This is a genomic window from Paenibacillus sp. JT31N11 (assembly GCF_056269285.1).
In genome coordinates, this window is sequence record NZ_JBWDNQ010000001.1 from 1,259,349 (window position 1) to 1,285,579 (window position 26,231).

Genomic DNA, 26,231 nt, shown 5'->3' on the forward strand with positions numbered 1-26,231 from the left:
AGTAGGATCGCTATGTTTATCCGAATGACTATCCTCGTCGGCTTAATGATTTTGATTACCGCATGTTCTGCTTCAAATCATGATCGGGAATGGGAAGCAAGCGGAACCTTTGAAGCCGGTGGAATGACCATGTACGGAAAAGAAAACCGGTTGGGATTTGATCCTCAAGGCAATAGCGTTATATCAAAAGGCGGACACTTCACTATTTATTTTTGGGGAAAGCCGGAAGAAATAGCAGATACGTTCAAGTTGATGGGTGTGCACCAGAAGACGGGGGCAATAGAGACATTGTACCCCGACTGGGAGGTCACAAGGACAGAAAACAAGAATGGAGCAGACGCGCAGGGCGGCGTCAAGTTCATTCTTAACCAGGATGGCACCAAAAAAGGAAAGTGGCGGCTTGAGGTATACATGGGTGACACATATTTTGACAGTATTGTTGTAGAAGCCGCATGATTTCACTCAAACAAACACGCAGGTGGTTACATCGCGGCAGACTTGCGTCGTTCGAATGAATCAAAAAGCCATGTTTCTCTACTCATTGGTAGAAAACATGGCTTTTAGCTATTGGCTGGCAGCCCGTCATCTAACTGAAATTGTTACAGTTCGGGCAAGAATCATTCACAACGTCTTGGTTCCCGGCTTCGTCATCACATGATCGCCGGGCTTTAACGGATCTAACGGCTGCTTGTTCTCGATCGGCGCATTTGAGGGCTCTGCGCTTTCATCCAGCGGGTCCCAGATCCGCAGCGCCGGGCGGAACGCCAGCAGCAAAGCGGCTGCAACGATCATAAGCATCCCGTTGGTCCTGATGACATACGAAGAGCCAACGAGTTGAGCGACAAATCCAACCGTTAATGAGAATATGGGCTGTGTGCCTACGGCGATCATGACCTGAAGGCTCAATACCCGGGCCCGCATGTTCGAAGGGGCCAATACCTGAATCAGCCCCTTGACCGTAGTCAACACGACAGGCTGGGCGAAAGCCGCGCAGAAGATGGCCAGCAAGGAGAAAGGCAGCCAGTTGGAAAGCGAAAACGCGCCGAACCAAAAGCCGGACCAGGCAATGATGGCTGCAAGCGCCAGTCCGGTCCGCCGCACCCGCTGCAGGATTGGCGTCAGCAGCAGTGCGCTGAAGAATGAGCCTGCTCCGAAAGCCCCCATCATCGTACCCAGCGTTTCCGGTCCGCCGCGCAGCAGATGATCAGCGATTTCCGGAAAAAGCTGCGTATTGACGAAGCCAAACAGGGTTGTCATCGCCGTGAACAGAATTAAATCCTGAATCCGCGGCTTCCTTCGGACGAAGCTGAGACCTTCCCGAAAATCCATCAGCGGATTGCTTGCACTGATCTGCCGCTCTTGAGTGGCTTTTACCGAGAACAAGCTCGCAATCACCGCCACATAGCTAAGTCCATTCAGCCAGAAGGCCGGGGCTTCTCCGAAACCGCCTATCATCAAGCCTGCCACCGATGGCCCGATCATCCGCATGACCTGTTCCATAATCGCATTGAGGGTAAATCCCTTGCGGACATGCTCAACACCGGACAGATCGCCGATGAAGGCTTGCTGGGAAGGGATATCCAGGGCGTTCACGCACCCGAGAATACCCGCGAGAATATAGACATGCCAGATACGCACCTCGCCCGTATATACCAGCCCGCCCATGATAACAGCGAGGGTCATAGCCAGTATATTGGTGTAAATCAGCAGTTTTCGGCGGTCGAGCCGGTCTGCCCATACACCGGAGAACGGGCCGAGCAGAAGGACGGGAAGCGTATTCAGCATGGCAACGATTCCAAGTGCGGCCGTTGAGCCGGTCAACCGCCACACCACCCAGGCCTGGGCAGTGCCCTGCATCCAGTTTCCGAGCATCGATACGCCCTGACCGCCCAAATAGATCCGGAAATTTCGGCTGCGTAAGGGAGATAGAGTATCCATCAGAGAACGAAACAATTTGTCACCTCAATATCCCATGTAATGGTATTGAAATTGCGCATTCATTTTGTCTATCGTCATCATAACATCATTGATGTCCACTGAAAATAAAGCTTAAGGCGCATGAAGGATTCGCCATCGCCGAACTATCACTGTTTTTTTTAAGTTTATCACTGTTTTTTCTATTTTGAGGCTCCCGTTGAAAATCTATAATGGAAACAAATCTCCTCGATTGTGGCGGTTAAATTTTTTGAAAAGGGGTGAAAGCGGTTTCTTGAAGTTTGTAACCTGTTATAATCGTCTTCTCATCTATGCTTCGAAATTGAAGGGAGTATTTTGCAACCGCTTTATTGCAGGTATTCAATTAAAAAGATGGGCAGGTGATCGCTATGGTTTCAAGGAAATTCTCCTTCATCAAGAAAACGCTGACGGCAGCTTTGGGGACATCATTGATTTTGTCCAGCATCTCCGGCATTGCGGCAGCCAGTACACAAGTCAGCAGCCAATCATCATTCAAAAACGGGTATCAGCTGGAGTATCTGGATCGCGGACTCACAGCTGCCAAAGTATCCAATGGCGTGTTTTTGAGCTGGAGGCTGCTGGGTCATGAGGTAACCGGATATTCGGACAAGGGCCTGACAGGGACGAACTTCAACGTCTACCGGAGCGGTGAGAAGATTGCCACTGTCACAGACAGCACGAACTATCTGGATGCTGCCGGAACGGCGGCAAGCGAATATTCTGTCGTTGCCGTCGTTGATGGCGAAGAGACGGATGCGAGCGGTATCGTAAAGCCGTGGGCAAGCAATTATCTGGATGTTCCGCTTAAAGTTCCGGCACCCGGCACGACGCCGAAAGGCGAAAACTATACGTATTCGGCAAATGATACAAGCGTCGGCGACGTTGACGGCGACGGCCAATACGAGCTTTTCGTCAAATGGGATCCTTCGAACTCGAAGGACGTCTCCCAAAAAGGCTATACGGGAAAGACATACATCGATTGTTATACGCTGGAAGGCAAGCTGCTCTACAGAATTGACCTTGGCGTCAATATTCGGGCAGGTGCCCATTACACCCAATTCAACGTCTATGACTTTGATGGCGACGGCAAAGCGGAAATTATGTTCAAGACAGCTCCCGGCACAAAAGTCATCAAATATGACGATGCGGGTAATGTCGCTTCGGAGAAATACATTACCCTGCTGCCGGAAGATATCGCTGCCGGCTACAGCAATACGGACGACTACCGCTACAGCGCAGCTGACTATTACGACCATCTTGTCCGGATGTTCCAGAATTACCAGAACCATCCGGAGGTTGTCGCAGGCCACTGGCCGGCAACCATTGAAGAGGCATTCCGCCCGTTGGAAGCGCTCTTCATCGGCAGCCAGGCGCTGCCTCCTATGCCAATTCATCCATATCCGTTGTCAGTTGAAGATGCGCGGACCCTGGCGGATTATTATATCGATGTTCTTGCCCCTAAACGGAGTGCGAACAATCAATTGCGGACATTCGATGGCTTCATCCTGACAGGACCGGAATATTTGTCCGTCTTCAATGGCGCAACCGGCGATGAAATGGAGACCATCCGGTTCAAGACGGGACGCACGGACGACGGTCTCATGTGGGGAGACTATGCACTTGGCAGAGTTGAACCAGGCAATCGCGTGGACCGTTTTATGAGCGGCATTGCGTTCCTGGATGGCAAAAAACCTTATTCCATTATGGTCAGAGGCGTATACACCAGAGTGACCATGGTTGCTTACAGCTGGAATGGCCAGCATCTGGAGGAGTATTGGAACGTTGACAGCGGCTGGGTGCCGATGACGAATCCATTCTTCGATTCTCCGCATGGCAGACCGGGCACGAATCCCGGCTATGAAGGCTTGACGACGCAGGGAGGTCACTCCATGAGCGTTGCGGATGTAGATTTCGATGGCAAGCAGGAAATCATCTACGCCGCTTCGACCATTGATGACGACGGTACGGTCATGTACAATTCATCAGGCGCTATGCCTCCAGCAAGCGAGGCGCCGGGCGAGATTCGCAGAATTGGACATGGCGATATGCTGCATGTCGCGGATATCGATCCGGATCGTGCGGGACTCGAGATTTTCATGGTGCATGAGGGGGCAACGAGCGTGCCTTACGGTTATACCATGCGCGATGCCCGGACCGGTGATGTTATTTATGGCGCTTATACGGGCAGAGACACGGGCCGCGGCATGATCGGCGACGTTAATCCCGATGTCAAAGGCTTGGAAACGTGGGCGGTATCATTATTGAGCGCGACTGGCGCACCCGTGAGCGGGGGGATGCCAGGAACGAACATGAGCATTAAATGGAATTCGGATATGACAACGCAGCTCATTGACGGCTCAGGGAACTCGACACCGACCATCCAGCAGCGCTATCCATCCGTCTCCACCGTATTGACAGCAACAGGCACGAGAACGAACAACTCGACCAAAGGCAATCCAAACCTCGTTGCCGATATTTTCGGAGATTGGAGAGAGGAGCTGCTTGTCAGAACGGCAGACAGCTCTGCTCTGAGGATCTATATGAGCACAAACGTAACCGATCACAAGCTTCATACGCTGATGCATGACGCTCAATACAGACTGCAGGTTGCCGGGCAGCAAACCGTCTATAACCAGGCGGATTACACCAGCTACTATTTTGCAGGCGATACGGATTTCTCCAAAGTCAAGGTACTCGATTTCTGGACACCGGTGGTGAATGAAGTGTCCAGCGGCGGTGTGCTGAGCGGTGTTGACGCTGCCGTGGCGGGTCAACCATTCGGTATTACGTTCAGCTTAAATAACGTCCAGGATGAGGTTATCGCGCAGGATATCACCATTGCCTATGATTCAGATAAGCTGGAGGTTACTGCGCCGCCGGTTTCGCTGGACGAGCAGAAGGTTGTCATAGCCGGTTATGATGATAAGCCTGGATCACTCCGGATATTAGCCGTTCATCTTGGCGATAAACAAACGAATCCGAACGGTGATTTGATCAAGCTGAGCTTCAAAGCCAGGCAAACAGCGGGTGCGGGAATGACCAGCATTGCTGTCAGCAAGCTGGTTAACTCGAACAGCTCGGGCGAGGAATCGATACTCAGCGGATCCTCGCATGAGATTCAAATTTCTGTCATTGACAAGTCGGCGCTGACCACTCTCATTGCGGAAGCGCAAAATGTGAAGGACAATGCGGTAGAAGGCAGCATGGCCGGTCAATATCCTGCAGGCTCCAAAGCAACCTTGCAGGCCGCAATTGACAAGGCAGCGCAAGTTGCTGCTGACGCCGCATCGACGCAAGCGCAGATTGAGCAGGCTGCGAGTAAGCTTAGCGAAGCTCTGCAAGCCTTCAAGGCAAGCGTTATCGTAGCAGCCCCTGGCGATTACAACAATGACGCTCAAGTGAGCATCGGCGACCTGGCTATTATGGCCAAGGCTTATGGTGCGACATCGGCTGACGCCAATTGGAATCAAGTGAAGCACCTTGATATGAATCATGACGGCGTGATCGATATCGCCGACCTGGTCGCACTCGCTGTGCTTATCTTTAACTGGAAATAAGTTTGGGAATAGGCCTGGCCGGGAGAGGGAAGCCGCTTCTCTCCTCCCGGCCGCTTCCTGAAAGGACTGCTGCATGATAAATCGAAGATGGATTCATTTCAGTTTGATACTTCTGCTGGGTCTCTCAATGTTTCCATTCATAGCCGCGGGCGCGGGCAAGCCTTCTTTTGCATTGTCATTGAACCATTCCACGCTGGAAACCGGTGAGGAAGTGCTGGTTACGGTGAAAGGCGAGCAGCTCGAGGATTTGTTCGGTTATGAAATTCGTCTGACCTACGATCCCGGTCGCATCGAGTTTAAGATCGCTTCTGCCCTTTGGCCAGGCTTTTCTGTCCCGGATTCGGATGATGATGGCGAGGTCATTTTCGCGCACACGAAGCTCGGCAAATCACAAGGTGAGAAAGGCGCCGCCGATATTGCCTCATTCTCATTCGAAGCCAAAGGCGCGGGTGACGCAGCTATCACCCTGACAAGAATCAAGCTCGTCGATTCGCAGGTCCAATCTGTCGTAGAGACACCGCAGGCCAGAGCCGCGCTGCATATCACATCTGCACAGACCAGGTCCTTCAGCGACCTTGACGGCCATTGGGCAAAATCAGCCGTAGAGGAGGCATCCGGTTTCGGCTTTATCAATGGCTATCCGGACAATAGCTTCCGTCCTGACGCCAAGATCAACAGAGCGGAATTTGCCGCCATGCTGGCGCGTGCTGTTCCATTGTCTGCCGAAGGGGAGACGATGTTGAGTTATGCCGATGCCGATCAAATTCCTGAATGGGCAGCAACGCATATTGCGGCTGCAACGGCTTCAGGCATCCTTATCGGTTATTCGGATCGCACGTTCCGTTGGAACAGCAGCATTACCCGGGCAGAAATGACGGTTATGATCGCTCGAACCGCGCATCTCGAGTTATCAGAAGACACACCGGCGGGCTTTGCCGATGACAGTGAAATTCCTGCATGGGCTTACCGGGAAGTGTCTGCAGCCAAGGCTAGCGGCTTGATTCAAGGCAAGAACAACAATCTGTTTGATTCCTCCGGCAGCGCTACACGTGCTGAAGCCGTGACGATTATCTTGAATCTGCTGCATAAGTCGGAAGGGTAGCTGTCTGTTTAATCCGCGAGGGATAATCGAAGATCATAAAACAGCAGGCCGCTTGTACGATGGTATTCATCGTGCAAGCGGCCTTTTTTCGGCAGATCGGATACAAAGTATGGGGATGTTCAGATAAAATGAGCGCGGCGGATGAAAGCAATGGCCGCCGCGGCGACAGGCCCGATCTGCTTGAAGACGCGGCAGATGTGATCTCTATCACGGAATCAGGATCGTGACAGTCGTTCCTTCCCCCAGGCGGGATTGCAGGGTGACGCCATATTCCCTGCCGTAATACAGCTTCAAGCGGTCGTCCACATTGTTGATGCCGACGCCGCCCAATTTGGGCAGGGAAGACGACGTTCCGATCCCCGCGGCCTCTTTGCGCGAGTCCGGGTCGAAGCCGACTCCGTCATCCTTCACAACGAATATTACATTCCCGTCAGCCGTACTGCCGCATGTAATTTGCAGGAAGCCGGGGCCGTCTTTTTCCCGGATGCCATGATAAATCGCATTTTCGACGAGAGGCTGCAAAATGATTTTCGGAATTACCTTTGCGGATAATGCCGGGTCAAAATGAATATCGTAATGAAGCTTTTCGCCATACCGTTCCTTCTGGATAAATAAATATTGGGCGACATGGTTCATTTCATTTTCAATCGTCGTCATTTCACTTCCGCCGCTCAACGACAATTGAAAAAATTTGGCCAGCGCTTTGGTCGTCGAAATCACGCGGTCGCTCTCGTTGAATTCCGCCATCCAGACAATCGTGTCCAAGGTGTTATACAAAAAATGCGGGTTGATCTGGCTGTGCAGCACGCTGAGCTCATAGGCATGCAGCGCCTTTTCCTTCGTTTCGATCTCCTGCATCAATCGCCGTATCTCGGACACCATCGTGTTGAAATGCTGCGCAAGCCCCTGTACCTCCGTCACTCCGGTCTCCGGTACGCTCACCTCCAGCGTGCCCGTCTCCACCTTCTGCATGGCCTGCTCCAGCCGGTGGATCGGACGGGTAATGCTCTTCGCGATGAAGGGGGATACCGCGATTATAAGCAGCAGCAGTCCCAGCCCGACAATGGCGAACGAACGCAGCAGCTGGTTGCGGACCTGCTGCAGCCCGTCCAGGGAACTGACGCCGACCAGCGTCCAGTCGGAGTTTCGCAGCTTCGTTTTGTATACGAGCAAATTTTGCGTCTGGTCAAAGCCCTGCTCCGACATGCTGATCTTCCTTAGCTGCTCCTGCTTGTCCTGATCGGTGAAATAAGCGGGATCCTTGTGATAAACAATCTCGCCTTTACTATTGATAATAAAAGCAAAGCCTTTGCTTCCAAGCTTCAAGTCGTTCAAATAATCCTCGATGCCTTTATATTCGATGTCCAGAAGGACAACGCCGAGATTGCGGTTGTCCGCATCTTTAATTTCCTGGCTCATCGAGATGACCCAATTATTCTTGTCCATCGAAAATTTCTGCATCCGGGCAGAGGTGAGCGCCGGGTTCGTGCTGTTGATCGCCGCGACGTACCAAGGCTCGTTCATCATATCGGAAGAACGCCGCATATTCAGCTTTTTCTCATTGGACAGCACATACCCGTCCTTGCCGATGACCACGACGGACTTGATATAGGAATCTGACAGCAGCACATTATTGATAAACTGCAGCTCGTCCTTCTCTCCGGTTTTCGTTTGCGAGGAGAGGGTCTGGATCGTTTGGGGACTGCGGGCAAGCAGGGTGGACAGCACCTTCAGCCGGTCGATATACATTTCAACCAAAGTGCCGCTTTTTGAAATCGCCATATTGGATGATTGAATGGAATCATTCAGTACCACCCGGGAGATTCCGAAGTACAGAACAGCCCCGATGATTCCGATTGTCACGAAACTGATCAGCATATAAATCCAGGATATTCTAAACTGGAGGGAGCGGGGAAATCGCTTCACGAGTGTTTGGTCCTTTCCCGGTATTGCAGGGGAGAGAGCCCGAATTTCTTCTTGAAGGCGGCGCTGAAATAATTCGGGTTGTCGAAGCCTACGGCCGATGAGATCTCATACACTTTCAAGTCGGATATAAGAAGCTGCAGCTTAGAGCGCTCCAGACGGGCAGCCAGCAGGTAATCCTGAAAAGACACATTGAACAGCCTTTTGAACAGGACGCTCATGTACCCGGAGCTAAATCCTTTCTGACCGGCCAGCATGGCCAGCGAGAAATCCGGATTGGCTACATTATCCTCGACGATTTGGGCGATGGATGCTTTGCTGTCGGATTCGTCCGTCATTTGCAGCGTCGTTTTATACTCGGTGACCAGATGCTGCAGCTCGGATTGCTGCTGCTCGTTCTGGAGCTTTGCCACCAATTTGCGCAGCACCTCGTATACGTCGCTTTTGGATACCGGTTTCAACACATAGTCATCAATGCCGATTTTCAAGGCGGCAACCGCGTAATCGTAATAATCATAACCCGTAATGACGGCGATTTTGACATTGGGCTTCAGTTCCTTGGCTTTTCTGGCAAAATCCAATCCGTTCATCTTGGGAATGTTAATATCCAGCAGTACGATGTCGGGACGGTGGGCGAGAAAGAGCATAAGCCCTTTCTCGCCATTATCCGCTTCCATGATTTCCGTTATGCTGAACGTCTCGAACGGCACGAGCCGTTTGATTCCATTCCTGACCAGTTCCTCGTCCTCCACGATCAGCAGCTTATACATCGGTTTTAGACTCCTTGAATTTTATTCGACTTCCGATTGCAAATATCCGTAGCCTTCTTTTTGCATATCGTCGAGCGGCACAAACCGGATGGAGGCGCTGTTAATGCAAAATCTTTTCCCGCCCGTCTCCTTTGGCCCATCATCGAACACATGGCCCAGATGAATATCGCCTACGCGGCTCCTGGCTTCCGTGCGGACCATATTGAAGCTAGTATCTTCATCATACGTTACCACATCCGGATCGATTGGCTTCGTGAAGCTGGGCCATCCGCAGCCCGCATCATACTTGTCGCGGCTGGAGAACAGCGGCTCGCCCGTTGCGACATCGACGTAGATGCCGGGATCGAACGTATCCCAGTATTCATTGGAGTAGGCAGTTTCCGTATCCTCGAGAACCGCCACCTTGTACTGGATATCCGTTAACTTCGTTTTCAGTACTTCGTCGCTTGGACGGGAATACAAAGAAGGATCGACTTTAACCGGTTCATCCAGAATGCTGAGGTCGACATGGCAGTAACCGTCCGGGTTTTTCTCCAGATAATCCTGATGGTAGTCCTCAGCCAAATAGTAATTCGTCAACGGCAGTACTTCGGTGACGATCTTTTTATCGTATTTTTTCTGTTCCTTGGCTACGACTGCATTGATGACGGAGGGATCGGCGTCATTGACATAGTAGATTCCCGAGCGGTAATTGATGCCTGCGTCGTTCCCCTGTTTGTTCACGCTTGTCGGGTTGATGACTTTGAAGAAATCGGTCAACAGGTCGGACAACTGAATGCGCTTGGGATCATATTTCACTTCAACGGTTTCGGCGAACCCGCGATCACCTCGAACCACATCTTCATAGGTCGGGTTCTCGCCTGTTCCGTTAGCATATCCCGAGGTTGCGTCCTGTACGCCAATAATGCGGGAAATGTAAGCTTCGATACCCCAGAAGCAGCCTCCCGCCAAATAGATGGTTTGCAGGTCGCTTTGGGAGTAATCGATCTTGTCATTCGGGTTTGCGGATCTGGTCGTTGTTGGTCCTGTCTCCGTATCAGACGCCGTTGTAATGGAAGAATCCGCAGCCCCCGCCGCTTGCGAGGTAGATGGGCTAATTAATTCCTTCGGACTGCCGCAGGCTGTAACAAACAGAAACATCAGCAGTGAGACTGCACATAAAAGTCGTTTCAAGTTATTCCCTCCCTTTGAATTTTGATAAGTCTTTAAGCGACACGCTAGGAAATCGCTTTAAATGTACTGGTGATGATGTCATTGGAATTTTGACCCGGTGCTGTTTTGACGAGAACGCCGTCTGAGCCGATATAGAGTGAAGTGGGATATCCTCGTATTCCGAACTTCTGGGCCCATTTTCCGCCTTCATCCAGCAGCACGGTAATGTTCTTGCCCGTTTCCTCAGCTTGAAGCCCCTTAAACCACTGCGAAAAATCCTCCGTGGACTGTTCGCCTTTAAAATTAGGGCTGACGATCGTGATCACCTTGAAATCATTGCTCTGACCGGCCAAGGTGTTCAATTCGTCCATCCCGGCCAGACAAATCGGACACCAGGAAGCCCAATACTTCACATACACCTTTTGCCCGGCAAGACTGGCCAATGTAACCTCGTTCCCGTCCAGATCCTTGAGATCGAACAACGGGGCTGCAGGTCCTTTGTTCAATACCGTCTGCGCTGCTTGTGCCGTCTGCGCATTCGGCGCGTTGTCCTTATTCCCGCAAGCGGCAAGGATCAGCAGCATGGAGAGCAGGCCAATGACGGCCGCCGGCCATCTTCTTTTACTCATGGGTAAAACCTCCTTCTGTTTGTGCGTACAGCCATTAAAACATCGTTGTAATCATGTTCAATTTATTCGTCATAAGCAGAACCCCCATCACAATAAGCAGGATGCCGGAGACCACTTTTAACATCGGCATATGCTTATTGAGCGATCTCAGCCTTCCTATCAGCAGATCCGAGAAGACTGAAAGGACCAGGAACGGAATCGCCAAACCAAGCGCATAAATGAGCATATAGCCTCCGCCCTGGGCGGACGAGCCTTCGCTGGCAGAAAGGCTGAGCACAGCCGCGAGTATCGGGCCGATGCACGGCGTCCAGCCGAAGCTGAACGTGAACCCAAGCAGAAAGGAGGCGGCAAAGCCCTTTTTTCCACTCCGCCCGAGCGTCAGTTTCTTCTCGCGCTGCATGAAAAGCAGCTTGATAACACCCGTTTGAAAGATCCCGAAGACAATGACAATGATTCCGCAGATGACGATAAACCAGGAAGTATTAATGACACTTCCAAGCGCCCCGGCGCCGAAACCAAGCAGCACAAAGACGAAGGATATTCCGAGAATGAAAAACAGCGTGTTTCCGATCAGGAGGGGATGAATCCGCAGCTTTCCCCATTTGATTGCATTCATCCCGCTTCCCGGGACAGCGCCTCCGAGCTGGGCGATATAAACAGGCAATAATGGCAAAATGCATGGGGAGAAAAAGGAAAGCAGACCTGCAATAAACACACTTCCAATGAATACCTGTTCCGTCAACACCGTAACGACCTCCTTGCTACTTCCAGTTTACGACTTTTCCAGCATGATTGGTATGTGCTCTGACGATTAGTTTCTTTGAAATGATGATGTCATGTTGTCATGAAAGTCACTTAATTGACAATAATACTTCTTGGATTGCAGGATAAATGCTCTTATTAAGGTTTATAATTTTAAGGTATTTGATAGAAGGAAATAACCAGGGAGGGGAAAACTATGAGCACATCAAAACAAGACGAAACGCTTCTCTGGACAACCGGGGAGCCGCAGGATTATCCGGAGAGCCCGCTGTCAAAGGCATTCGCCCAACCGCTTATGCTGGGACTTTTTCTGCCGCTTCAAACCGGAGGGTGGTCGCAGTCGACGCTGCCAAGGGGAACCGATTGGTCATTTGACTATAATGCCAGACTGACGCAGCAGGCAGAGGAGCTGGGGTTCGATGTGGTTTTTGGGCTCTCTCAATGGCTTCCGAAGGGCGGCTTCGGCGGTGAAACCGGATACCGGGAAAATTTTCTTGATCCTTTCGTGTCAACGGTCGCGCTTGCAGCCGTAACGAAGCGGATTCTTCTTCTGGGTACGATTCATATTCTCTACGGTCCATGGCATCCGATGCATCTGGCCCGTTTTTTGGCAACAGCGGATCATATCTCGCAGGGTCGTTTTGGCGCAAACATCGTGACAGGCTACGCAGAGAATGAGCCGCGCATGTTTGGGTCGACCAAGGCCGATCACGATAAACGCTATGTACAGTCGGCCGAGTTCATCCGAATCTGCAACGCCCTTTGGGCCGGTACCGACAATTTGACCTACCAGGGGGAATTTTATTCTCTCGAAGAGGCTTACGTCTCGCCACGGCCGCGTTATGGCCGGCCCGTTCTGGCTTCAGCATCGGGGTCGCCGGCAGGCTTCGGCTACGCAGCCAAATATTCCGATATCGCGTTCATCTCGAGTCCCGCAGGGGAAAAGCTCGCAGATGCGCTGCCGAAGCTTCCTGCTCACGTTTCGGCTGTCAAGAACGCCGCCGCCGCCGAAAACCGTCAGGTGCGCGTCATCATCAATCCGACCATCATTGTGCGTCCGACAAGCGAAGAGGCATTCGCATACTATCATGCGATCATGGATCATGCCGATTTTGGCTCAATCCGCAATTTCTCTGCCCGCCATGCCGCAGGCGACAGCCAATCATGGCTGGAGCACTCGGACAAGGGCCGCGCGGTCGGCGGCCATCTCCATATTGTGGGCTCGCCCGAAGAAGTCGTGGAACAGCTGAAGCAGCTGCACGCGACCGGCGTCGACGGTATTCAGATCACGTTCTATGACTATGAACCGGAGCTGGCCTATTTTGGTGAGAGCGTCATTCCACTATTGGAACAGGCGGGACTCCGGCTGCCTCAAGAACAACTGTGATTTAGCGCTGACCGACATGAAACAAAGGACAAGTATATACCCGAACAGCCGTCACGCAACGCTGGACCGCAATCATCACCCAAGTGCGCGGTTCGAAAAAAAGTATTCTCCAAAGCCGCATAGCTGCGGCTTTTTTCTTTATAAGAAAGGCCGGCTATAGTCCAGCGCAGAGTCGCCTCCAAACACAGCAATCCATAAGAAATCGCGCCTGTTACGGTTTGCTATAATGACAACGAACATAACAATAAATGGATGGAAGGATGATGGAGAATGGCAACGCTCAAACCTTTCCTGATCTCGGAGGACTCCAGAGCTCAAGCGGATTTCTATGTTGGAGCGCTTGGAGGGACAATCAATTCTGTCATGACGCATGCACAGGCCCCGGAGCCTAATGATGCGATTAAAGACAAAGTCATGCATTTATGCCTGGAGGCCGCAGGGGTAACGATCTTCATGGCCGATTCCCTCGGTCCTCTTACGCACGGGAACGGCATCAGCCTGAACCTGGAGTTCGAATCCGCGGCAGAAGGCCGGGAAGCGTTCGATAACCTGGCGGCAGGCGGCAAAGTGATTGATCCGCTCGAGCCGGTATTCTGGGGCGGCATGTACGGGCAGCTGGAGGATAAATACGGCGTCTATTGGATGATCAGCTGCGGAAGCTGAAGAAGGCTCAGCCCGACCAGAGCTGTGTGACTTAAATGAGGAAGAGTAGGGCTGGTGCAGCCCTACTTTTTTTGCATCTTATATCATGGATACAGGTTTCTTCGTGGTTCCTGTTCATAGACTCCCGATACTAAGTCTTGACTTGTACTGCTTCATATCGTTATGATAAACAGAGTTGAATGCAGTTACACAGGAGATAAATAATATGATGGATTTAGGGAATAAAATCAAGAAATTGCGGATCGAGCAAAACCGGAGTCTAAGCGATATAGCCGCCGTTTGCGGATTCTCAAAAAGCCTGCTGTCTAAAATAGAAAACGGCAAGACCGTTCCCCCGATCTCCACATTAATCAAGATTGCTGATGCGCTGGGTACGAAGGTATCCATCCTGCTCGATGATCATCAGCAGTCGGGGACGATTTATACAACCAAAGAAACGAGTGAATCCAGATTAGTCAAGACAGATAAAGGCTACTCCTTTTTCACCTTTGCCGTTGAGCGCAGCGAGAAGCTGATGCAGCCGTTTCTTTTTGTATCCAGAAAAGAAGAGAGCGACAACAGAAATATATACAGCCATAACGGGGAAGAGTTTATCTATATTCTGGAAGGCGAAATGCGATACAAAGTAGGCAATGTGGAATACACCCTGAAGCCGGGGGACAGTTTGTACTTCGATTCCATTGAAAAGCATAAATTAACCTCGATCACAAATGAAGTAAAATACATTGCTGTATTCACCCAATCAAAGCTGAACGAAGGATAGAATCCGCAGTGAACAGTCGACTTTAGTCCTCAAATACCCCCGTCTTCTCCATAGTTAGTCAAATAACATGATGATTTTATCCTCATGTTATTTCCTCTGCTTTCCCGCTTTACAGTACCGCTTTACAGTTCTGCTTTACTAAAGTTAATCGCTATTCGGGGCAGGGTTCTCAAGAGAGAACCCTGTTTGGGTTGTCTCTACAATCCAGGCGATAATTTTTTGAAATTTTGCTGAGAAAGCGATTGCAAACCAGGAAAGAGTGTTATACAATGATCTCAATTCAACTAGGTTGAATAAAATACAACTTAGTTAATTATAATTCCATAACATTGAAGGATATGAACAGATCATTAGACTCCTCTCAATGGAAAGGAGATGAAATCAGCAGGAGCGGCTAACAAGGCTGCAGCTTGGATGAATTTAAGTAACCGCTTTCAAATCATTAGGATTCATGGCAGCTATTAATTTCAATTCTAAACTTAGAGGAGTGACACTGAAGAATGAAAAAGTACAAAGTAGGTATTGTTGGTGCTGGCGGCGTAACCGAATTGCATTTTGTGGGATACAAGGATCATCCGGAACGTATCGAGGTAGTGGCCTTATGCGACAAGGACGCGGAAGCGCTTCATGCCAAGGCCGACAAATACGGCGTGCCGCAGCGCTTTACGGATTTGCAGGATTTTATCCAAAACAGCGGCATCGATGTGGCTGTCGTCTGTACGCCCACCTCCATCCGCAAGCAAATCGTATTTCCGCTCATTGAAGCCGGCATTCCGGTATTTGTGGAGAAGCCGTTCTCCGACACGCTTGCCGAAGCGGCAGAAATCACGAACAAAGCGAAGCAATTTGACGTGCCGATATCGGTTAACCAGAACTTCCGCGGCCATTTTCCTTTCAAGCTGGTTAAGGAGAAGGTTGCGGCGGGTTTGATCGGCGGCGTAACCTCCATATTGTTCTCCAATCTGTTCTTCCGGCAGGACGCAGGCTGGCGGCTGGATTGCGAGCGCCATGCGCTTTCGGTGATGGGGATTCACTGGTTTGACGGATTCCGGCAGATTCTGGGCAGCGAGGCCGTATCGGTTGTCTGTCAGACGCGTTCCTCCTCCGCCATTAACTGCGCGGGCGAGACCGATGCCACGGTGCAGATTGTCTTCGAGAACAATGCGGTAGCTACTTATGTGCAGAGCTTCTCCTCCACATTCAACAAAACGGAAATGATTGTTATTGGCGAGACGGGGACGATCGTGACCAGCCACAACAAGGCGGAACTGTATCGTAAAGGCGACAAGACGCCGTCCGAATCATGGGACAACTACATATCAAGGGAGGTACAGACGTACGAGGGGCTGAATCAGCTTCTGACCAGTCTGGAAACCGGAGAGGAACCGTCCAACAGCTCAAGCGATAATTTGAAAATCGTATCCATGCTGGACGCGGCTTATGTCTCCGCCAAGGAGAACCGCATCGTTCAATTGCAGCAAGGCGCTTTCGTGTAAAGAGGTTCACTTACGTTTGAGCATCAAAAAATCGATTGAAGTGGAAGGTAACGAACATGCGCGAACAATCTGCTGTTTTGCAGTCGTCCGTTTCCGTAGGTGAAAAGAGCAAATGGCATTCTCTCAAATCTGATCTCAAACGCGATAAATATCTTTATTTTCTCGTGCTGCCTGGTGTTCTCTTTTTTATCCTTTTCAAATATGTCCCCATGTGGGGGGTTATCATTGCCTTTCAGGAATATTCGCCCTATCTGGGTATTCTGAACAGCGAGTGGGTCGGTTTAGAGCATTTTATCCGATTCTTCTCCAATCCCGATTTCACGCTGCTGTTCCGCAATACGATGATGATCAGTTTCTTGAATCTGGTATTCTTCTTTCCTCTGCCGATTGTATTGTCTCTGCTGCTCAATGAGGTCAAGAGTCAGGGCTTCAAAAGAGTTATTCAATCGGTTGTGTATCTTCCGCACTTTTTCTCCTGGGTCATCATAGCCGGGATATCGTTCCTATTGCTGTCGGAGTCGACAGGCATCATCAATATGATAATGGCCGCTCTGGGGCTGCCCAAATACGATTTCCTGACCAACACGGATACGTTCTGGGGCCTCCTGGTGCTGCAGAATATTTGGAAGGAAACCGGCTGGGGGACGATCATTATACTGGCAGCCATTACGTCCGTTGATCCGCAGCTGTACGAGGCGGCCAAAATAGACGGAGCCAACCGGCTGCTGCAGGCCTGGCATGTCACGCTGCCCTCGATCCGCAGCGTCATTCTTGTCCTGCTGATCCTCCGGCTGGGCCATATTATGGATGTCGGCTTCGAGCAGCTGTTCCTGATGGACAACGGAGCCGTAGCCAAATTTGCGGATGTGTTTGAAACCTATGTCTACCGCAACGGGATTCAGCAGGGACAGTTCAGCTACAGCACGGCTGTCGGATTATTCAAATCCGTAGTCGGCCTTGTGCTGGTCGTCCTTGCCAACAAGCTGGCCAAACGGTTTGGCGAGGATGGAGTTTATTAAGCACAAGACGACAAGGAGGCGGAATATGAAAGAGAGCTTTGGAGGCCGGCTGTTTAACGGAGTGAACGCCTTCGTACTGATTATAGTCGGCCTCGTCACATTGTTCCCGCTGTATTATGTGTTTATCGTTTCGTTCACCGATTCGCATGAATATTTGCAAAAAAACGGCTTCGTGCTGTTCCCCCAAAATTGGACGCTGGCGTCTTACAAGTATTTGCTGGGTACCTCGGCTTTTATGGACGCCACCCTGGTCAGCACATTTCTGGCAACGGTGGGAACTGCTTTGAGCCTGATTTTCACCTCGGCCATGGCCTTCGGGATGTCCCGCAAAAGATTGCGGGGAAGAAGAATCATGATGCTGATGATCCTGCTGACGATCCTGTTCAATCCGGGCATTATTCCCAATTATATCGTCGTCCGTGACTTTGGCCTGATCAACAGTGTATGGTCGCTCATCATTCCCGTGCTTATCAGCGGCTGGAACGTCATATTGATGAAAAGCTTTTTTGACAGCATCCCTGTTGAGCTTGAAGAAGCGGCCATGATTGATGGCTGCAACGATCTGGGGACGTTTTTCCGGATTGTGCTGCCACTATCGGCTCCGGCGCTCGCCGCATTCGGATTGTTCTACGCGGTCGCTTACTGGAACACATTCTTCAATGCCGTCCTGTACATTAATGATTTCGCCAAAGTCCCCCTTCAGATTGTGCTGAGGAATATGCTGATCGATTCGGACACCACCACCGGGGGCGCGGCAGCGGTCGAAATGATGTCGGATAATCAAATCCCGACCCAAACGATAAAAATGGCGGCTGTCGTCATTGCGACCTTTCCTATTTTGCTGGTTTATCCGTTCCTGCAAAAGCATTTTGCCAAAGGAGTCATGCTTGGTTCGGTCAAAGGTTAACAAGGGATACAAATCGCTAAGGAGGTTAAGGTGTGAAAAAAGCGTCTGTTCGGTTGTCCCTGGCTGCGCTTCTGGCTTTGAGCCTGGTGACGTTAGCAGCCTGCTCCAGTGAACCGCAGGGCGGAGCAGCAGCAAACAAGCCGGTTGACGGCCAGTCGGAGGATACCGTCACTCTGAATATTTTAAGCAATTTTTCTATTGCCCAGCCACCTGGACCGGACAATCCGGTTACCAAGGAATTTGAAAAACGGACGAATACGAAGCTTAACATTACCTGGGTGTCCGACGGTGTATATAATGACAAATTGAATGTCTTGCTGGCTTCGGGCGATCTGCCGGATCTGATTAAGCTGCCGGATACGACGACGATTCCACAGTTCAGCACAATGGTCAAGCAAGGTGCCTTCTGGGATTTGACGCCACTGCTCAAGGATTACAAAAATTTGATGGATTCACCTGCGCAAATCTGGGAAAATACCAAAATGGACGGGAAAAATTTCGTCGTTCCCATTGTACGGCCACTGGAGGGGGGAGCCACCCTCGCCATCCGCCGGGATTGGCTCGACAAACTGCATCTGCAGATGCCGACAACGATGGATGAATTGTACACGGTCATGAAAGCGTTCAAAGAGAACGCGCCTGACGGCAAACAAAATACTTACGGGTATACGATGCGTACCAACGAAATTATTGATAATACGTTCAACGGATCGAACGGAAAGTGGAAAGAAGTGGATGGCAAGCTTATTGATGTTACCCTGGAGCCCACGATGAGGGACGCCATCCTGTACAAGAAGAAATTATTTGACGAGGGGCTTATCCCGCCTGATTTCGCCATTATGAAAGACGACCAGTTCTGGGACCTGGCAACGGGCGGAAGCGCCGGAGTGACAGGGGAAACGATTGAAGCCTTGTGGAGATGGACCTACGACCAGTGGAAACGCGATCCTTCTGTCGTCTGGGAGCCACTGGTTTCGATAGCGGCTTCGCAGGGTCAATTTAACGCCCAAAACTCGGGATTTATCGGCGTGGCGGCCATTCCCAAAAGCGTTCCCGAGGCGAAGGTAAAGAAGATTTTATCCCTGCTCGATTATGGAGCTTCACTGGAAGGAAGCACGCTGTCCCAATACGGCATCGAGGGCGTGCATTATACCAAAGAGGATGGTTATTTTGTGACGAACGAGCAATCGGTCAAGGACAGTCTGGGTACGGGATCGTTCGGCAAGCTGTTCATGAAGCATGATCCCTACATGTATGCATTTGCTCCCGGAATGCCCAAGGATGTGTTCGAGAGAAACAAGAAGATCATCGACGCCAAATCCAAGGTCAGCACACCGAATCCTGCCATTGGCCTGGCTTCCGAAACCAACGTGAAGCTTGGCGCCGAATATACGAAGAAGATCGACGACTTGAAAGTACAGGTCATCATGGGCAAAGCGGGCATTGACGCCTGGGACAAACTTGTGGCCGATCTGAAGCAGGACGCCAACTATCAGAAGATTATTCAGGAAATGAATTCCGCCTATAAAGAGCGTCTGGCATCCAAGTAAATATAAACAAAGGAGAATGAGAGAATGGCTACCATAACTGACTTAAGGAATCAGGATCCAACCCGCATATTGAACGAAAGCTGGGGTAAAATTCAATGGCTATGCGGGAAGGAGATTGACGAGGAAAGCGAAATGACCTTCGGCATGGTGTATATCAACGCGGGAGATGCCAATCCCAGGCATGTGCATCCCAACTGCGAGGAGATTATTTTCATTCTGTCGGGAGAGTGCGACCATACGCTGGGGGCGGAGACGTTTCATCTGGAGCCGGGCATGATGCTGCGTATTCCCCGCAATGTCCCGCATAATGCGACAACCACCAGCTGGGAGCCATGCCGGATGATAATTGCATACTCCTCGGGCGACCGGCAGACGATTGGAGAGTAAGCGGGGATTCCGGTTTATCATCACATCCCGCTCCATGAGGTATAACCTATGCTTGAGCTGAATGCTTTGCAAATCACCATAATCGTCGGAGTAAGCGTCCTGATCGGCTTTGCCAAAACGGGCGTGTCCACCATGGGTATTTTTAACGCCATGCTCATGACGCTTGTTTTTCCGGCCAAATTATCCGTAGGCATTATGCTGCCCATGTTAATCGCGGGAGATATAATAGCCGTTGCCTATTACCGGAAAAACGTCATCTGGAAGCATTTGATCAGCCTGATTCCATGGGTGCTGCTGGGCATTCTTGGCGGCTATTATGTGCTGCTGCTGGTTGACGATAACCAATTAAAGCTGCTCCTGGGAGCGCTCATCGTCGGTCTGATCCTCCTTCAATTCATTAGAGAGCGGCTGGGAACGAAGCTGGATTCTAGGTTTCCTTCCTCGCTGTGGTTTATTGGCACGATGGGGTTCCTGGCCGGCTTCGCGACGATGGTCGGCAACGTGTCCGGTTCGATTATGGCGATTTATCTGTTTGCCAAGAGGGTCCCCAAGCAGGAGTTTGTGGGCACCGGGGCATGGTTTTTCCTGCTGGTCAATCTGGTCAAGGTGCCTTTTTGTATCCATCTGGGAATGATTACCTCCGAGTCCCTGCTCTTTAATGTCTGGATGATTCCGCTTATTGCTATTGGCGCTTACGCGGGGATCAAGCTGCTTCCATTAATACCGCAGGCCCACTTTCAACGAATTATCCTGTGGCTGGGAGCCATCGGGGGCTTGAATCTTCTGGGGGAGAGCCTGATTGCGTATCTTCATCAATAGATGTCAAAGGAGAGTTATTATGAGCATCAAGCTTGCGTTTTCAAGACCTACAGCCGCCGCAGAGGAGCAGAAGCTGCTCTTCCGGGAGTTTCATAAGGAAGGCTATGACGGTCTGCAATTGAAAAGCGGACAGTACGCGGCTTATCTGGGAGAGCCGGCCAGGTTCACTGCCGAATGGGGAGAACTGCCGGGTAACGCCTCGGCGCTGATCGCAGGAGGACGACTGGAAGAGGCGGATATAGAGCAGCTTCGCAAAGTTTTCAGCTTTGCCGCTCATGCGGGTACGGAGCTTATCGTCTACTGCCATGGAATCGGACGCGCGGAGGTTACGGAAGCGGATATCCGGCGCTATGCCGATGTATTGTCGGAGCTGGGCAATGAAGCGCAGCAGCAGTATGGCGTCAAGCTGTCGCTCCATCATCATCATAATAATCCGGTCATGTACCGTGAGGATTTTGATATCTTTTTTGACCGCGCCAGGGAAGGCTCCGTAGGATTGACGGTGGACACGGCGCATCTCGTCAAGTCCGGCATCACCGACATCGCAGAAGTTATCCGCAGCTTCGGCCACGTAATCGATAACTTTCATATGAAGGATTTTGAGCAGGGTGAATGGAGGGTGTTGGGTCAGGGCGCTATCGACTTCGGGCCGGTCTTCGGCGCTATTCGGGAAATCGGCTACAGCGGCTGGATCTCGGCCGATGAGGAGAGCGGGGGCGGAGTAATGGAAGGAATGAAAACCTGCTATTCGTATCTGCGCAACGGGCTGAAATCATAGGGTTGATTCGTCAAATGCAAGATCAACAAGTAACAACCTCTTAAAGGAGCTGGTATTTATGGGAAAAAAGCAGTATTGATCGGTGCCCTGGATACGAAGGGGCAGGAGTACCGGTTTGTACGGGATACCCTCGAAGCTTGCGGATTGGAGACCTATGTCATTGATACGGGAGTGCTCGGGGAGCCAGCGTTCCCGCCGGATGTGTCTGCCGGTGAAGTGGCGAGGGCAGGCGGGTCGAGCATGGAGGAGCTGCGGAGCGGGAACGACCGCGGCAGGGCCGTTGCCGTCATGACGCGGGGAGCGGCCAATATTGCAGCGGAGCTCGAGCGGCAGGGGTTGATTGGAGGCGTGCTGGGGATGGGTGGTACGGCGGGTACGACTGTTGCCGCTTCCGCACTGCAGGCGCTGCCGATCGGGATTCCGAAGCTGCTGGTATCTACCGTCGCATCGGGTAATACAAGGCCTTATGTAGGCGTGAAGGATATTATGATGATGTATTCCGTGGTCGATATTGCCGGGATCAACCGGCTGTCCCGACGAATTCTGAGCAATGCGGCCTACGCGCTCGCGGGAATGATTCTCCGTCAGCAGCTTGAGCAGCAGCAAGGAGCGGAAGTTGATGACAAAGTAACGCTTGGCATTACCATGTTCGGGGTCACGACACCCTGCGCGACCCGGGTCCGCGAATTATTGGAGGATCGGGGATATAATCTGCTCGTATTCCATGCTACCGGAGCAGGCGGCCAGGCGATGGAAGAGCTGATCCGGGCGGGCTATATCAAGGGTGTCGCCGATATCACGACAACGGAGCTTGCCGACGAGCTGGTCGGGGGAATCTTCAGCGCGGGAGCTGGCAGGCTGGAAGCGGCAGGCGCAGCCGGCATCCCGCAGGTAGTCTCAGTGGGGGCGCTGGATATGGTCAATTTCGGTCCGCCGGAGACGGTCCCGGGCAAGTTCAAGGAACGGCTGTTCTACCAGCATAATCCTACAACTACGCTTATGCGCACAACAGTCGCGGAGAACCGCGAGCTGGGGCGGATTTTAGCGGAAAAGCTGAATAACAGCGCTGCCCCAACCGTTGTTGTGTTTCCCCGAGGCGGAGTTTCCTTGTTAGATATGAAGGATGGTGCGTTCGAGGGCACGCAGGAGCGGCAGGCTTTATTTGAGGGAATGAAACAGCATCTTCGGGCAGATATTGCCATGATTGAAATGGAAGAGGATATCAATCACACAGCGGTCGCTGACATCATCGCCGGCCAGCTGCTCAGTCTGCTGGAACTGACCAGGAAAGGATAGATCCAATAATGGCTATAGCGAGACAGGAAATAGTAGGACGGCTGCGTTCCCAACTGGAGCAGGGCCGCTTCATCGTAGGCGCCGGAGCCGGAACCGGCCTGTCTGCCAAGTGTGCGGAAGCAGGCGGCGCCGATATGATCATCATCTATAATTCGGGCCGGTACAGGATGGCAGGCCGGGGTTCTCTGGCCGGATTAATGCCATACGGAGACGCCAATCAGATTGTGGTTGAGATGGGCGGGGAGGTGCTTCCCATTGTCAAGGATACGCCGGTGCTGGCGGGAGTGTGCGGTACGGACCCGTTCCGGCTGATGGATGTCTATCTGAAGCAGTTAAAGGAGCAGGGCTTCTCGGGGGTGCAGAATTTCCCCACCGTGGGACTGATTGATGGTGTGTTCAGACAAAATCTGGAGGAAACCGGGATGGGGTATGCTTTGGAAGTCGAGATGATCCGCCAAGCGCATGAGCTGGATTTATTGACGACTCCTTATGTGTTCAACGAAGAGGATGCCGTGGCCATGGCACAAGCGGGTGCGGATGTCCTGGTTGCGCATGTCGGTCTGACAACAAAAGGGAGCATCGGAGCCAAGACCGCGCTCACGCTCGATGAGTCGGCGGAGCTTATCCAACGCATTCATGATGCGGGCAAAAGCGTGAATCCCGGGCTTCTCGTCATTTGTCACGGTGGGCCGATCTCCGAGCCGGAGGATGTCGACTATGTGCTGGCGCGCACGCATGGCATCGCAGGCTTCTTCGGAGCATCCAGCGTAGAGCGGCTGCCAACGGAAATTGCCATTACGGAGCAGGTGAGGAGGTTCAAGAAGCAGGGTATACGGGAGGCTGCGCAGGAGTTATAAAAGAAAATAGGCATCCCGTATCTGCCTCCGGAGAGGTTCAGGTACGGGATTTTTGGTTTTGCAGGCTGCTGCTGAAAACGTTTTGATAATTATCATGCTGCTATGATTCTTTTTCTATTGAACGAAGGTTGCATGCTGCACTATGATAAGTGTGAACAAAAGCATTTATCCATCAAGTATACGGGAATAAAAAGGTGATCAGCATGCAGTTTGAATATACGGTCTTAAAGAAGAAGGTTGATATTTATGGTGTCAAATACTTTCTGGACGAGAGGGATCACCTTCCAAAATTCAACGATATATCCTTTATACGAGTTTTAAATATTCTTGGAGATCAGGGATGGGAGCTTGCGGTTAAAGAAAGCCAAAATACATATATTCTTAAACGTCAGGTGACATCATAAAAGAATGATTCAAATCATACGCTAATATTCAGAATCTGTGGTAGGATATGGAGTATAGGCTTACGCTTATGCCGCAGTTTTACTGCGATATAATAAAAGATGACAGGAAGGGTGTTTAAAATGAAAAATACATTCAACGCAACTATAAACATGACTATAATCCGGAGGGTGACTCATGTTTAACCCTCCAAAATAATGGAGGAGAACATAATTTGAATTCCAGAATCAAGAAATTTTTATCTTATTACAAACCCTATTTAGGATTATTTTATGCAGATATGGCATGTGCGTTTATGATATCGGCCGTTACTCTGGTGCTCCCATTATGCATAAGATATGTCACTAAAAATATATTGGACGGAAATATGGCCAATGCGCACCAGCAGCTTTATGTAATGGGTGCTGTTATGCTCGTATTGGTTGCCATTCATACCATCTGCAATATGTTTGTGGATTATCAGGGACATACGATGGGCGCTATGATGGAACGCGATATGCGCAGTGAATTATTTGAACATTATCAGAAACTATCGAACCGCTTTTATGATGAACAAAAAACAGGACAGCTGATGACCCGGATCACCAATGATTCCTTTTCGCTTTCTGAATTGTATCATCATGGTCCTGAAGATATCGTCATTTCCATGTTGAAATTTGTCGGTGCCTTCATCATCCTGATCAATATTGACGTCAAGCTGACCTTAATTGTCTTTCTCTTCTTGCCGGTCATGGCCGTTTATTCCTTTTATTTTAATAAGAGAATGAACATTGCGTTAAGAAAAAGCAAGGATAGAATCGGCGATATCAACGCGCAGGTCGAGGATACTCTTTCAGGCATCAGAGTCGTCAAATCATTTACGAACGAGCCGGTGGAAGAGCGGAAATTCGCCTACGAGAACAACCGTTTTGTGCAAAGCAGAAAAGAAGGCTATAAAAGCGAGGCGTACTTTTCTGCGGGTTTGATTGCGTTCACGCAGCTGATTACCATTGCCGTCATCGTATTTGGCGGAGCCGGCATGCTTCATTCTTCTTTGGATTTGGCCGATTTGCTGACATTTATATTATGTATCGGGATCCTCATCGAGCCCATTCAGAGATTGGTTAATTTCGCCAGGCTCTATCAGGAGGGAATTACGGCATTTGACCGGTTTATGGAAATGCTGGAGATCGAGCCGGATATCCAGGACTCGGCGGACGCCATTGAGCTTGCGCATGCTCAGGGAAATGTGGAATTTAAACAGGTCAGCTTCAAGTATAACGAGAACTATGGCTATGTTCTGAAGGACATATCACTGGATATAAAAGCCGGTGAATATGTTGCATTCGTAGGGGCTTCTGGCGTCGGCAAAACAACCTTATGTTCGTTGATTCCCCGTTTCTACGAAATAACCACAGGGGAGATCCTTCTTGACGGCAAGAATATCAGTGATATCAGCTTACGCTCGTTAAGAAGGAACATAGGCATAGTCCAGCAGGATGTGTATTTGTTTGCCGGCACCATCTCCGACAACATCCGCTATGGCAAAATGGATGCAAGCGAGGAAGAAATCATGGAAGCGGCCAAAAAGGCGAACGCCCATGATTTTATCATGGAGCTGCCGGACGGGTATAATTCCGATATTGGTCAGCGCGGCGTAAAGTTATCCGGAGGGCAGAAGCAGCGCCTGAGCATTGCACGCGTTTTCTTGAAGAATCCGCCTGTTATCATTTTTGACGAAGCGACAAGCGCTCTGGATAATGAAAGTGAAAAGGCCGTTCAGGAATCATTGGAAAAGTTAACGGACAACCGGACCACGCTTGTCATTGCCCATCGTTTGTCCACGGTCCGAAATGCACAGCGGATTATTGTACTAACGGATAGCGGGATTGACGAGCAGGGGACGCATGAAGAGTTGATTAAATTGGATGGCACCTATGCGAATTTATACAATCTGCAATTAAAAATATAAGACGCGAAATCTTAACAGATGTCATTGATGTTTACCAGTTATTTGTAAATAATAAAATATTCATGCGCTAGAGTTGTCTTTCAGGCTGTCGAGAAAGTCTCGACA

23 protein-coding genes and 2 pseudogenes are annotated in these 26,231 nt (G+C 50.7%); 19 read left to right on the forward strand and 6 right to left on the reverse strand.

Annotated elements, in window-relative coordinates:
• The first annotated feature begins 12 nt into the window (after positions 1 to 12).
• Complete coding sequence (locus AC0YNV_RS05495; protein WP_475766496.1) at positions 13 to 456, forward strand: hypothetical protein; 444 nt, start codon at positions 13 to 15, stop codon at positions 454 to 456.
• A gap of 165 nt (positions 457 to 621) precedes the next feature.
• Here the strand turns inward: AC0YNV_RS05495 and AC0YNV_RS05500 are convergent, their stop codons facing one another.
• Entirely contained in the window at positions 622 to 1,953 is a 1,332-nt protein-coding gene (locus AC0YNV_RS05500; protein WP_475766497.1) for an MFS transporter, read from the reverse strand.
• A 371-nt stretch (positions 1,954 to 2,324) separates the two neighbouring features.
• On the opposite strand from AC0YNV_RS05500, the pseudogene AC0YNV_RS05505 reads away from it, so the two are divergent.
• The 5 genes and pseudogenes from AC0YNV_RS05505 to AC0YNV_RS05525 form a co-directional block, all read left to right on the forward strand.
• A pseudogene (locus AC0YNV_RS05505) lies at positions 2,325 to 4,688 on the forward strand (rhamnogalacturonan lyase); the annotation flags it as partial.
• Between the two features lie 27 nt (positions 4,689 to 4,715).
• Positions 4,716 to 5,291 (forward strand): annotated as a pseudogene (locus tag AC0YNV_RS05510) (cohesin domain-containing protein); the annotation flags it as partial.
• A gap of 24 nt (positions 5,292 to 5,315) precedes the next feature.
• Positions 5,316 to 5,513, forward strand: coding sequence for a dockerin type I domain-containing protein (locus AC0YNV_RS05515; protein ID WP_475767307.1), 198 nt, complete (start codon positions 5,316 to 5,318; stop codon positions 5,511 to 5,513).
• A gap of 127 nt (positions 5,514 to 5,640) precedes the next feature.
• Positions 5,641 to 6,615: an S-layer homology domain-containing protein gene (locus AC0YNV_RS05520; protein WP_475766499.1), complete on the forward strand. Its 975-nt coding sequence runs from the start codon at positions 5,641 to 5,643 to the stop codon at positions 6,613 to 6,615.
• A 59-nt stretch (positions 6,616 to 6,674) separates the two neighbouring features.
• The gene (locus tag AC0YNV_RS05525) at positions 6,675 to 6,842 is read left to right on the forward strand and encodes a hypothetical protein (RefSeq protein ID WP_475766501.1); all 168 of its coding nucleotides are present in this window, start codon (positions 6,675 to 6,677) and stop codon (positions 6,840 to 6,842) included.
• Here AC0YNV_RS05525 and AC0YNV_RS05530 read toward each other — a convergent pair.
• Genes AC0YNV_RS05530 through AC0YNV_RS05550 form a run of 5 tightly spaced genes read right to left on the reverse strand, consistent with a single transcriptional unit; the run spans position 6,823 to position 11,834 of the window.
• A complete protein-coding gene (locus AC0YNV_RS05530; RefSeq protein WP_475766503.1) occupies positions 6,823 to 8,478 on the reverse strand; it encodes a sensor histidine kinase in 1,656 nt (551 codons plus the stop codon). The two genes, AC0YNV_RS05525 and AC0YNV_RS05530, sit on opposite strands and share 20 nt — an antisense overlap.
• A gap of 59 nt (positions 8,479 to 8,537) precedes the next feature.
• Positions 8,538 to 9,308 carry a response regulator transcription factor gene (locus AC0YNV_RS05535; RefSeq protein ID WP_210045386.1) on the reverse strand — a complete coding sequence of 257 codons (771 nt, stop codon included), beginning with the start codon at positions 9,306 to 9,308 and terminating at the stop codon, positions 8,538 to 8,540.
• A 21-nt stretch (positions 9,309 to 9,329) separates the two neighbouring features.
• Positions 9,330 to 10,481 (reverse strand): peptide-methionine (R)-S-oxide reductase MsrB, encoded by a 1,152-nt coding sequence (msrB, locus tag AC0YNV_RS05540; protein WP_475766505.1) that lies wholly within the window; start codon positions 10,479 to 10,481, stop codon positions 9,330 to 9,332.
• Between the two features lie 44 nt (positions 10,482 to 10,525).
• Positions 10,526 to 11,089, reverse strand: coding sequence for a TlpA family protein disulfide reductase (locus AC0YNV_RS05545; protein ID WP_475766507.1), 564 nt, complete (start codon positions 11,087 to 11,089; stop codon positions 10,526 to 10,528).
• Between the two features lie 34 nt (positions 11,090 to 11,123).
• Positions 11,124 to 11,834, reverse strand: a complete 711-nt coding sequence (locus AC0YNV_RS05550) for a cytochrome c biogenesis CcdA family protein (RefSeq protein ID WP_475766508.1) — start codon at positions 11,832 to 11,834, stop codon at positions 11,124 to 11,126.
• 213 nt (positions 11,835 to 12,047) lie between these two features.
• Here AC0YNV_RS05550 and AC0YNV_RS05555 point away from each other — a divergent pair, with 213 nt between their 5' ends.
• The 13 genes from AC0YNV_RS05555 (at position 12,048) to AC0YNV_RS05615 (ending at position 26,126) form a co-directional block, all read left to right on the forward strand.
• On the forward strand, positions 12,048 to 13,238 hold the full coding sequence (locus tag AC0YNV_RS05555) for an LLM class flavin-dependent oxidoreductase (protein ID WP_475766510.1): 1,191 nt from the start codon (positions 12,048 to 12,050) through the stop codon (positions 13,236 to 13,238).
• A 270-nt stretch (positions 13,239 to 13,508) separates the two neighbouring features.
• Entirely contained in the window at positions 13,509 to 13,901 is a 393-nt protein-coding gene (locus AC0YNV_RS05560; protein ID WP_210045383.1) for a VOC family protein, read from the forward strand.
• Between the two features lie 205 nt (positions 13,902 to 14,106).
• Entirely contained in the window at positions 14,107 to 14,664 is a 558-nt protein-coding gene (locus AC0YNV_RS05565) for a helix-turn-helix domain-containing protein (RefSeq protein WP_379113432.1), read from the forward strand.
• Between the two features lie 500 nt (positions 14,665 to 15,164).
• Positions 15,165 to 16,160, forward strand: coding sequence for a Gfo/Idh/MocA family protein (locus AC0YNV_RS05570; protein ID WP_475766512.1), 996 nt, complete (start codon positions 15,165 to 15,167; stop codon positions 16,158 to 16,160).
• A gap of 56 nt (positions 16,161 to 16,216) precedes the next feature.
• Complete coding sequence (locus tag AC0YNV_RS05575; RefSeq protein WP_475766515.1) at positions 16,217 to 17,179, forward strand: ABC transporter permease; 963 nt, start codon at positions 16,217 to 16,219, stop codon at positions 17,177 to 17,179.
• A 25-nt stretch (positions 17,180 to 17,204) separates the two neighbouring features.
• Positions 17,205 to 18,086, forward strand: coding sequence for a carbohydrate ABC transporter permease (locus AC0YNV_RS05580; protein ID WP_210045380.1), 882 nt, complete (start codon positions 17,205 to 17,207; stop codon positions 18,084 to 18,086).
• A 32-nt stretch (positions 18,087 to 18,118) separates the two neighbouring features.
• The gene (locus tag AC0YNV_RS05585; RefSeq protein ID WP_475766517.1) at positions 18,119 to 19,636 is read left to right on the forward strand and encodes an extracellular solute-binding protein; all 1,518 of its coding nucleotides are present in this window, start codon (positions 18,119 to 18,121) and stop codon (positions 19,634 to 19,636) included.
• A gap of 24 nt (positions 19,637 to 19,660) precedes the next feature.
• Positions 19,661 to 20,023, forward strand: a complete 363-nt coding sequence (locus tag AC0YNV_RS05590) for a cupin domain-containing protein (RefSeq protein ID WP_475766519.1) — start codon at positions 19,661 to 19,663, stop codon at positions 20,021 to 20,023.
• Between the two features lie 48 nt (positions 20,024 to 20,071).
• Entirely contained in the window at positions 20,072 to 20,842 is a 771-nt protein-coding gene (locus AC0YNV_RS05595; protein WP_475766521.1) for a sulfite exporter TauE/SafE family protein, read from the forward strand.
• A gap of 19 nt (positions 20,843 to 20,861) precedes the next feature.
• Positions 20,862 to 21,620, forward strand: coding sequence for a sugar phosphate isomerase/epimerase family protein (locus AC0YNV_RS05600; protein ID WP_475766523.1), 759 nt, complete (start codon positions 20,862 to 20,864; stop codon positions 21,618 to 21,620).
• 75 nt (positions 21,621 to 21,695) lie between these two features.
• A complete protein-coding gene (locus tag AC0YNV_RS05605) occupies positions 21,696 to 22,916 on the forward strand; it encodes a Tm-1-like ATP-binding domain-containing protein (protein ID WP_475766525.1) in 1,221 nt (406 codons plus the stop codon).
• 8 nt (positions 22,917 to 22,924) lie between these two features.
• Positions 22,925 to 23,773, forward strand: a complete 849-nt coding sequence (locus AC0YNV_RS05610) for a phosphoenolpyruvate hydrolase family protein (RefSeq protein WP_475766527.1) — start codon at positions 22,925 to 22,927, stop codon at positions 23,771 to 23,773.
• Between the two features lie 616 nt (positions 23,774 to 24,389).
• Positions 24,390 to 26,126 (forward strand): ABC transporter ATP-binding protein, encoded by a 1,737-nt coding sequence (locus AC0YNV_RS05615; RefSeq protein WP_475766528.1) that lies wholly within the window; start codon positions 24,390 to 24,392, stop codon positions 26,124 to 26,126.
• The last annotated feature ends 105 nt before the right edge of the window (positions 26,127 to 26,231 follow it).

Excerpts from the sequence above, each read along its gene's own strand:
- AC0YNV_RS05495 (WP_475766496.1), top strand. The coding sequence starts at position 13 with ATGTTTATCCGAATGACTATCCTCGTCGGCTTAATGATTTTGATTACC.
- AC0YNV_RS05520 (WP_475766499.1), top strand. The coding sequence starts at position 5,641 with ATGTTTCCATTCATAGCCGCGGGCGCGGGCAAGCCTTCTTTTGCATTG.
- AC0YNV_RS05525 (WP_475766501.1), top strand. The coding sequence starts at position 6,675 with ATGGTATTCATCGTGCAAGCGGCCTTTTTTCGGCAGATCGGATACAAA.
- AC0YNV_RS05535 (WP_210045386.1), bottom strand. The coding sequence starts at position 9,308 with ATGTATAAGCTGCTGATCGTGGAGGACGAGGAACTGGTCAGGAATGGA.
- AC0YNV_RS05545 (WP_475766507.1), bottom strand. The coding sequence starts at position 11,089 with ATGAGTAAAAGAAGATGGCCGGCGGCCGTCATTGGCCTGCTCTCCATG.
- AC0YNV_RS05555 (WP_475766510.1), top strand. The coding sequence starts at position 12,048 with ATGAGCACATCAAAACAAGACGAAACGCTTCTCTGGACAACCGGGGAG.
- AC0YNV_RS05560 (WP_210045383.1), top strand. The coding sequence starts at position 13,509 with ATGGCAACGCTCAAACCTTTCCTGATCTCGGAGGACTCCAGAGCTCAA.
- AC0YNV_RS05565 (WP_379113432.1), top strand. The coding sequence starts at position 14,107 with ATGATGGATTTAGGGAATAAAATCAAGAAATTGCGGATCGAGCAAAAC.
- AC0YNV_RS05570 (WP_475766512.1), top strand. The coding sequence starts at position 15,165 with ATGAAAAAGTACAAAGTAGGTATTGTTGGTGCTGGCGGCGTAACCGAA.
- AC0YNV_RS05575 (WP_475766515.1), top strand. The coding sequence starts at position 16,217 with ATGCGCGAACAATCTGCTGTTTTGCAGTCGTCCGTTTCCGTAGGTGAA.
- AC0YNV_RS05580 (WP_210045380.1), top strand. The coding sequence starts at position 17,205 with ATGAAAGAGAGCTTTGGAGGCCGGCTGTTTAACGGAGTGAACGCCTTC.
- AC0YNV_RS05590 (WP_475766519.1), top strand. The coding sequence starts at position 19,661 with ATGGCTACCATAACTGACTTAAGGAATCAGGATCCAACCCGCATATTG.
- AC0YNV_RS05595 (WP_475766521.1), top strand. The coding sequence starts at position 20,072 with ATGCTTGAGCTGAATGCTTTGCAAATCACCATAATCGTCGGAGTAAGC.
- AC0YNV_RS05600 (WP_475766523.1), top strand. The coding sequence starts at position 20,862 with ATGAGCATCAAGCTTGCGTTTTCAAGACCTACAGCCGCCGCAGAGGAG.
- AC0YNV_RS05610 (WP_475766527.1), top strand. The coding sequence starts at position 22,925 with ATGGCTATAGCGAGACAGGAAATAGTAGGACGGCTGCGTTCCCAACTG.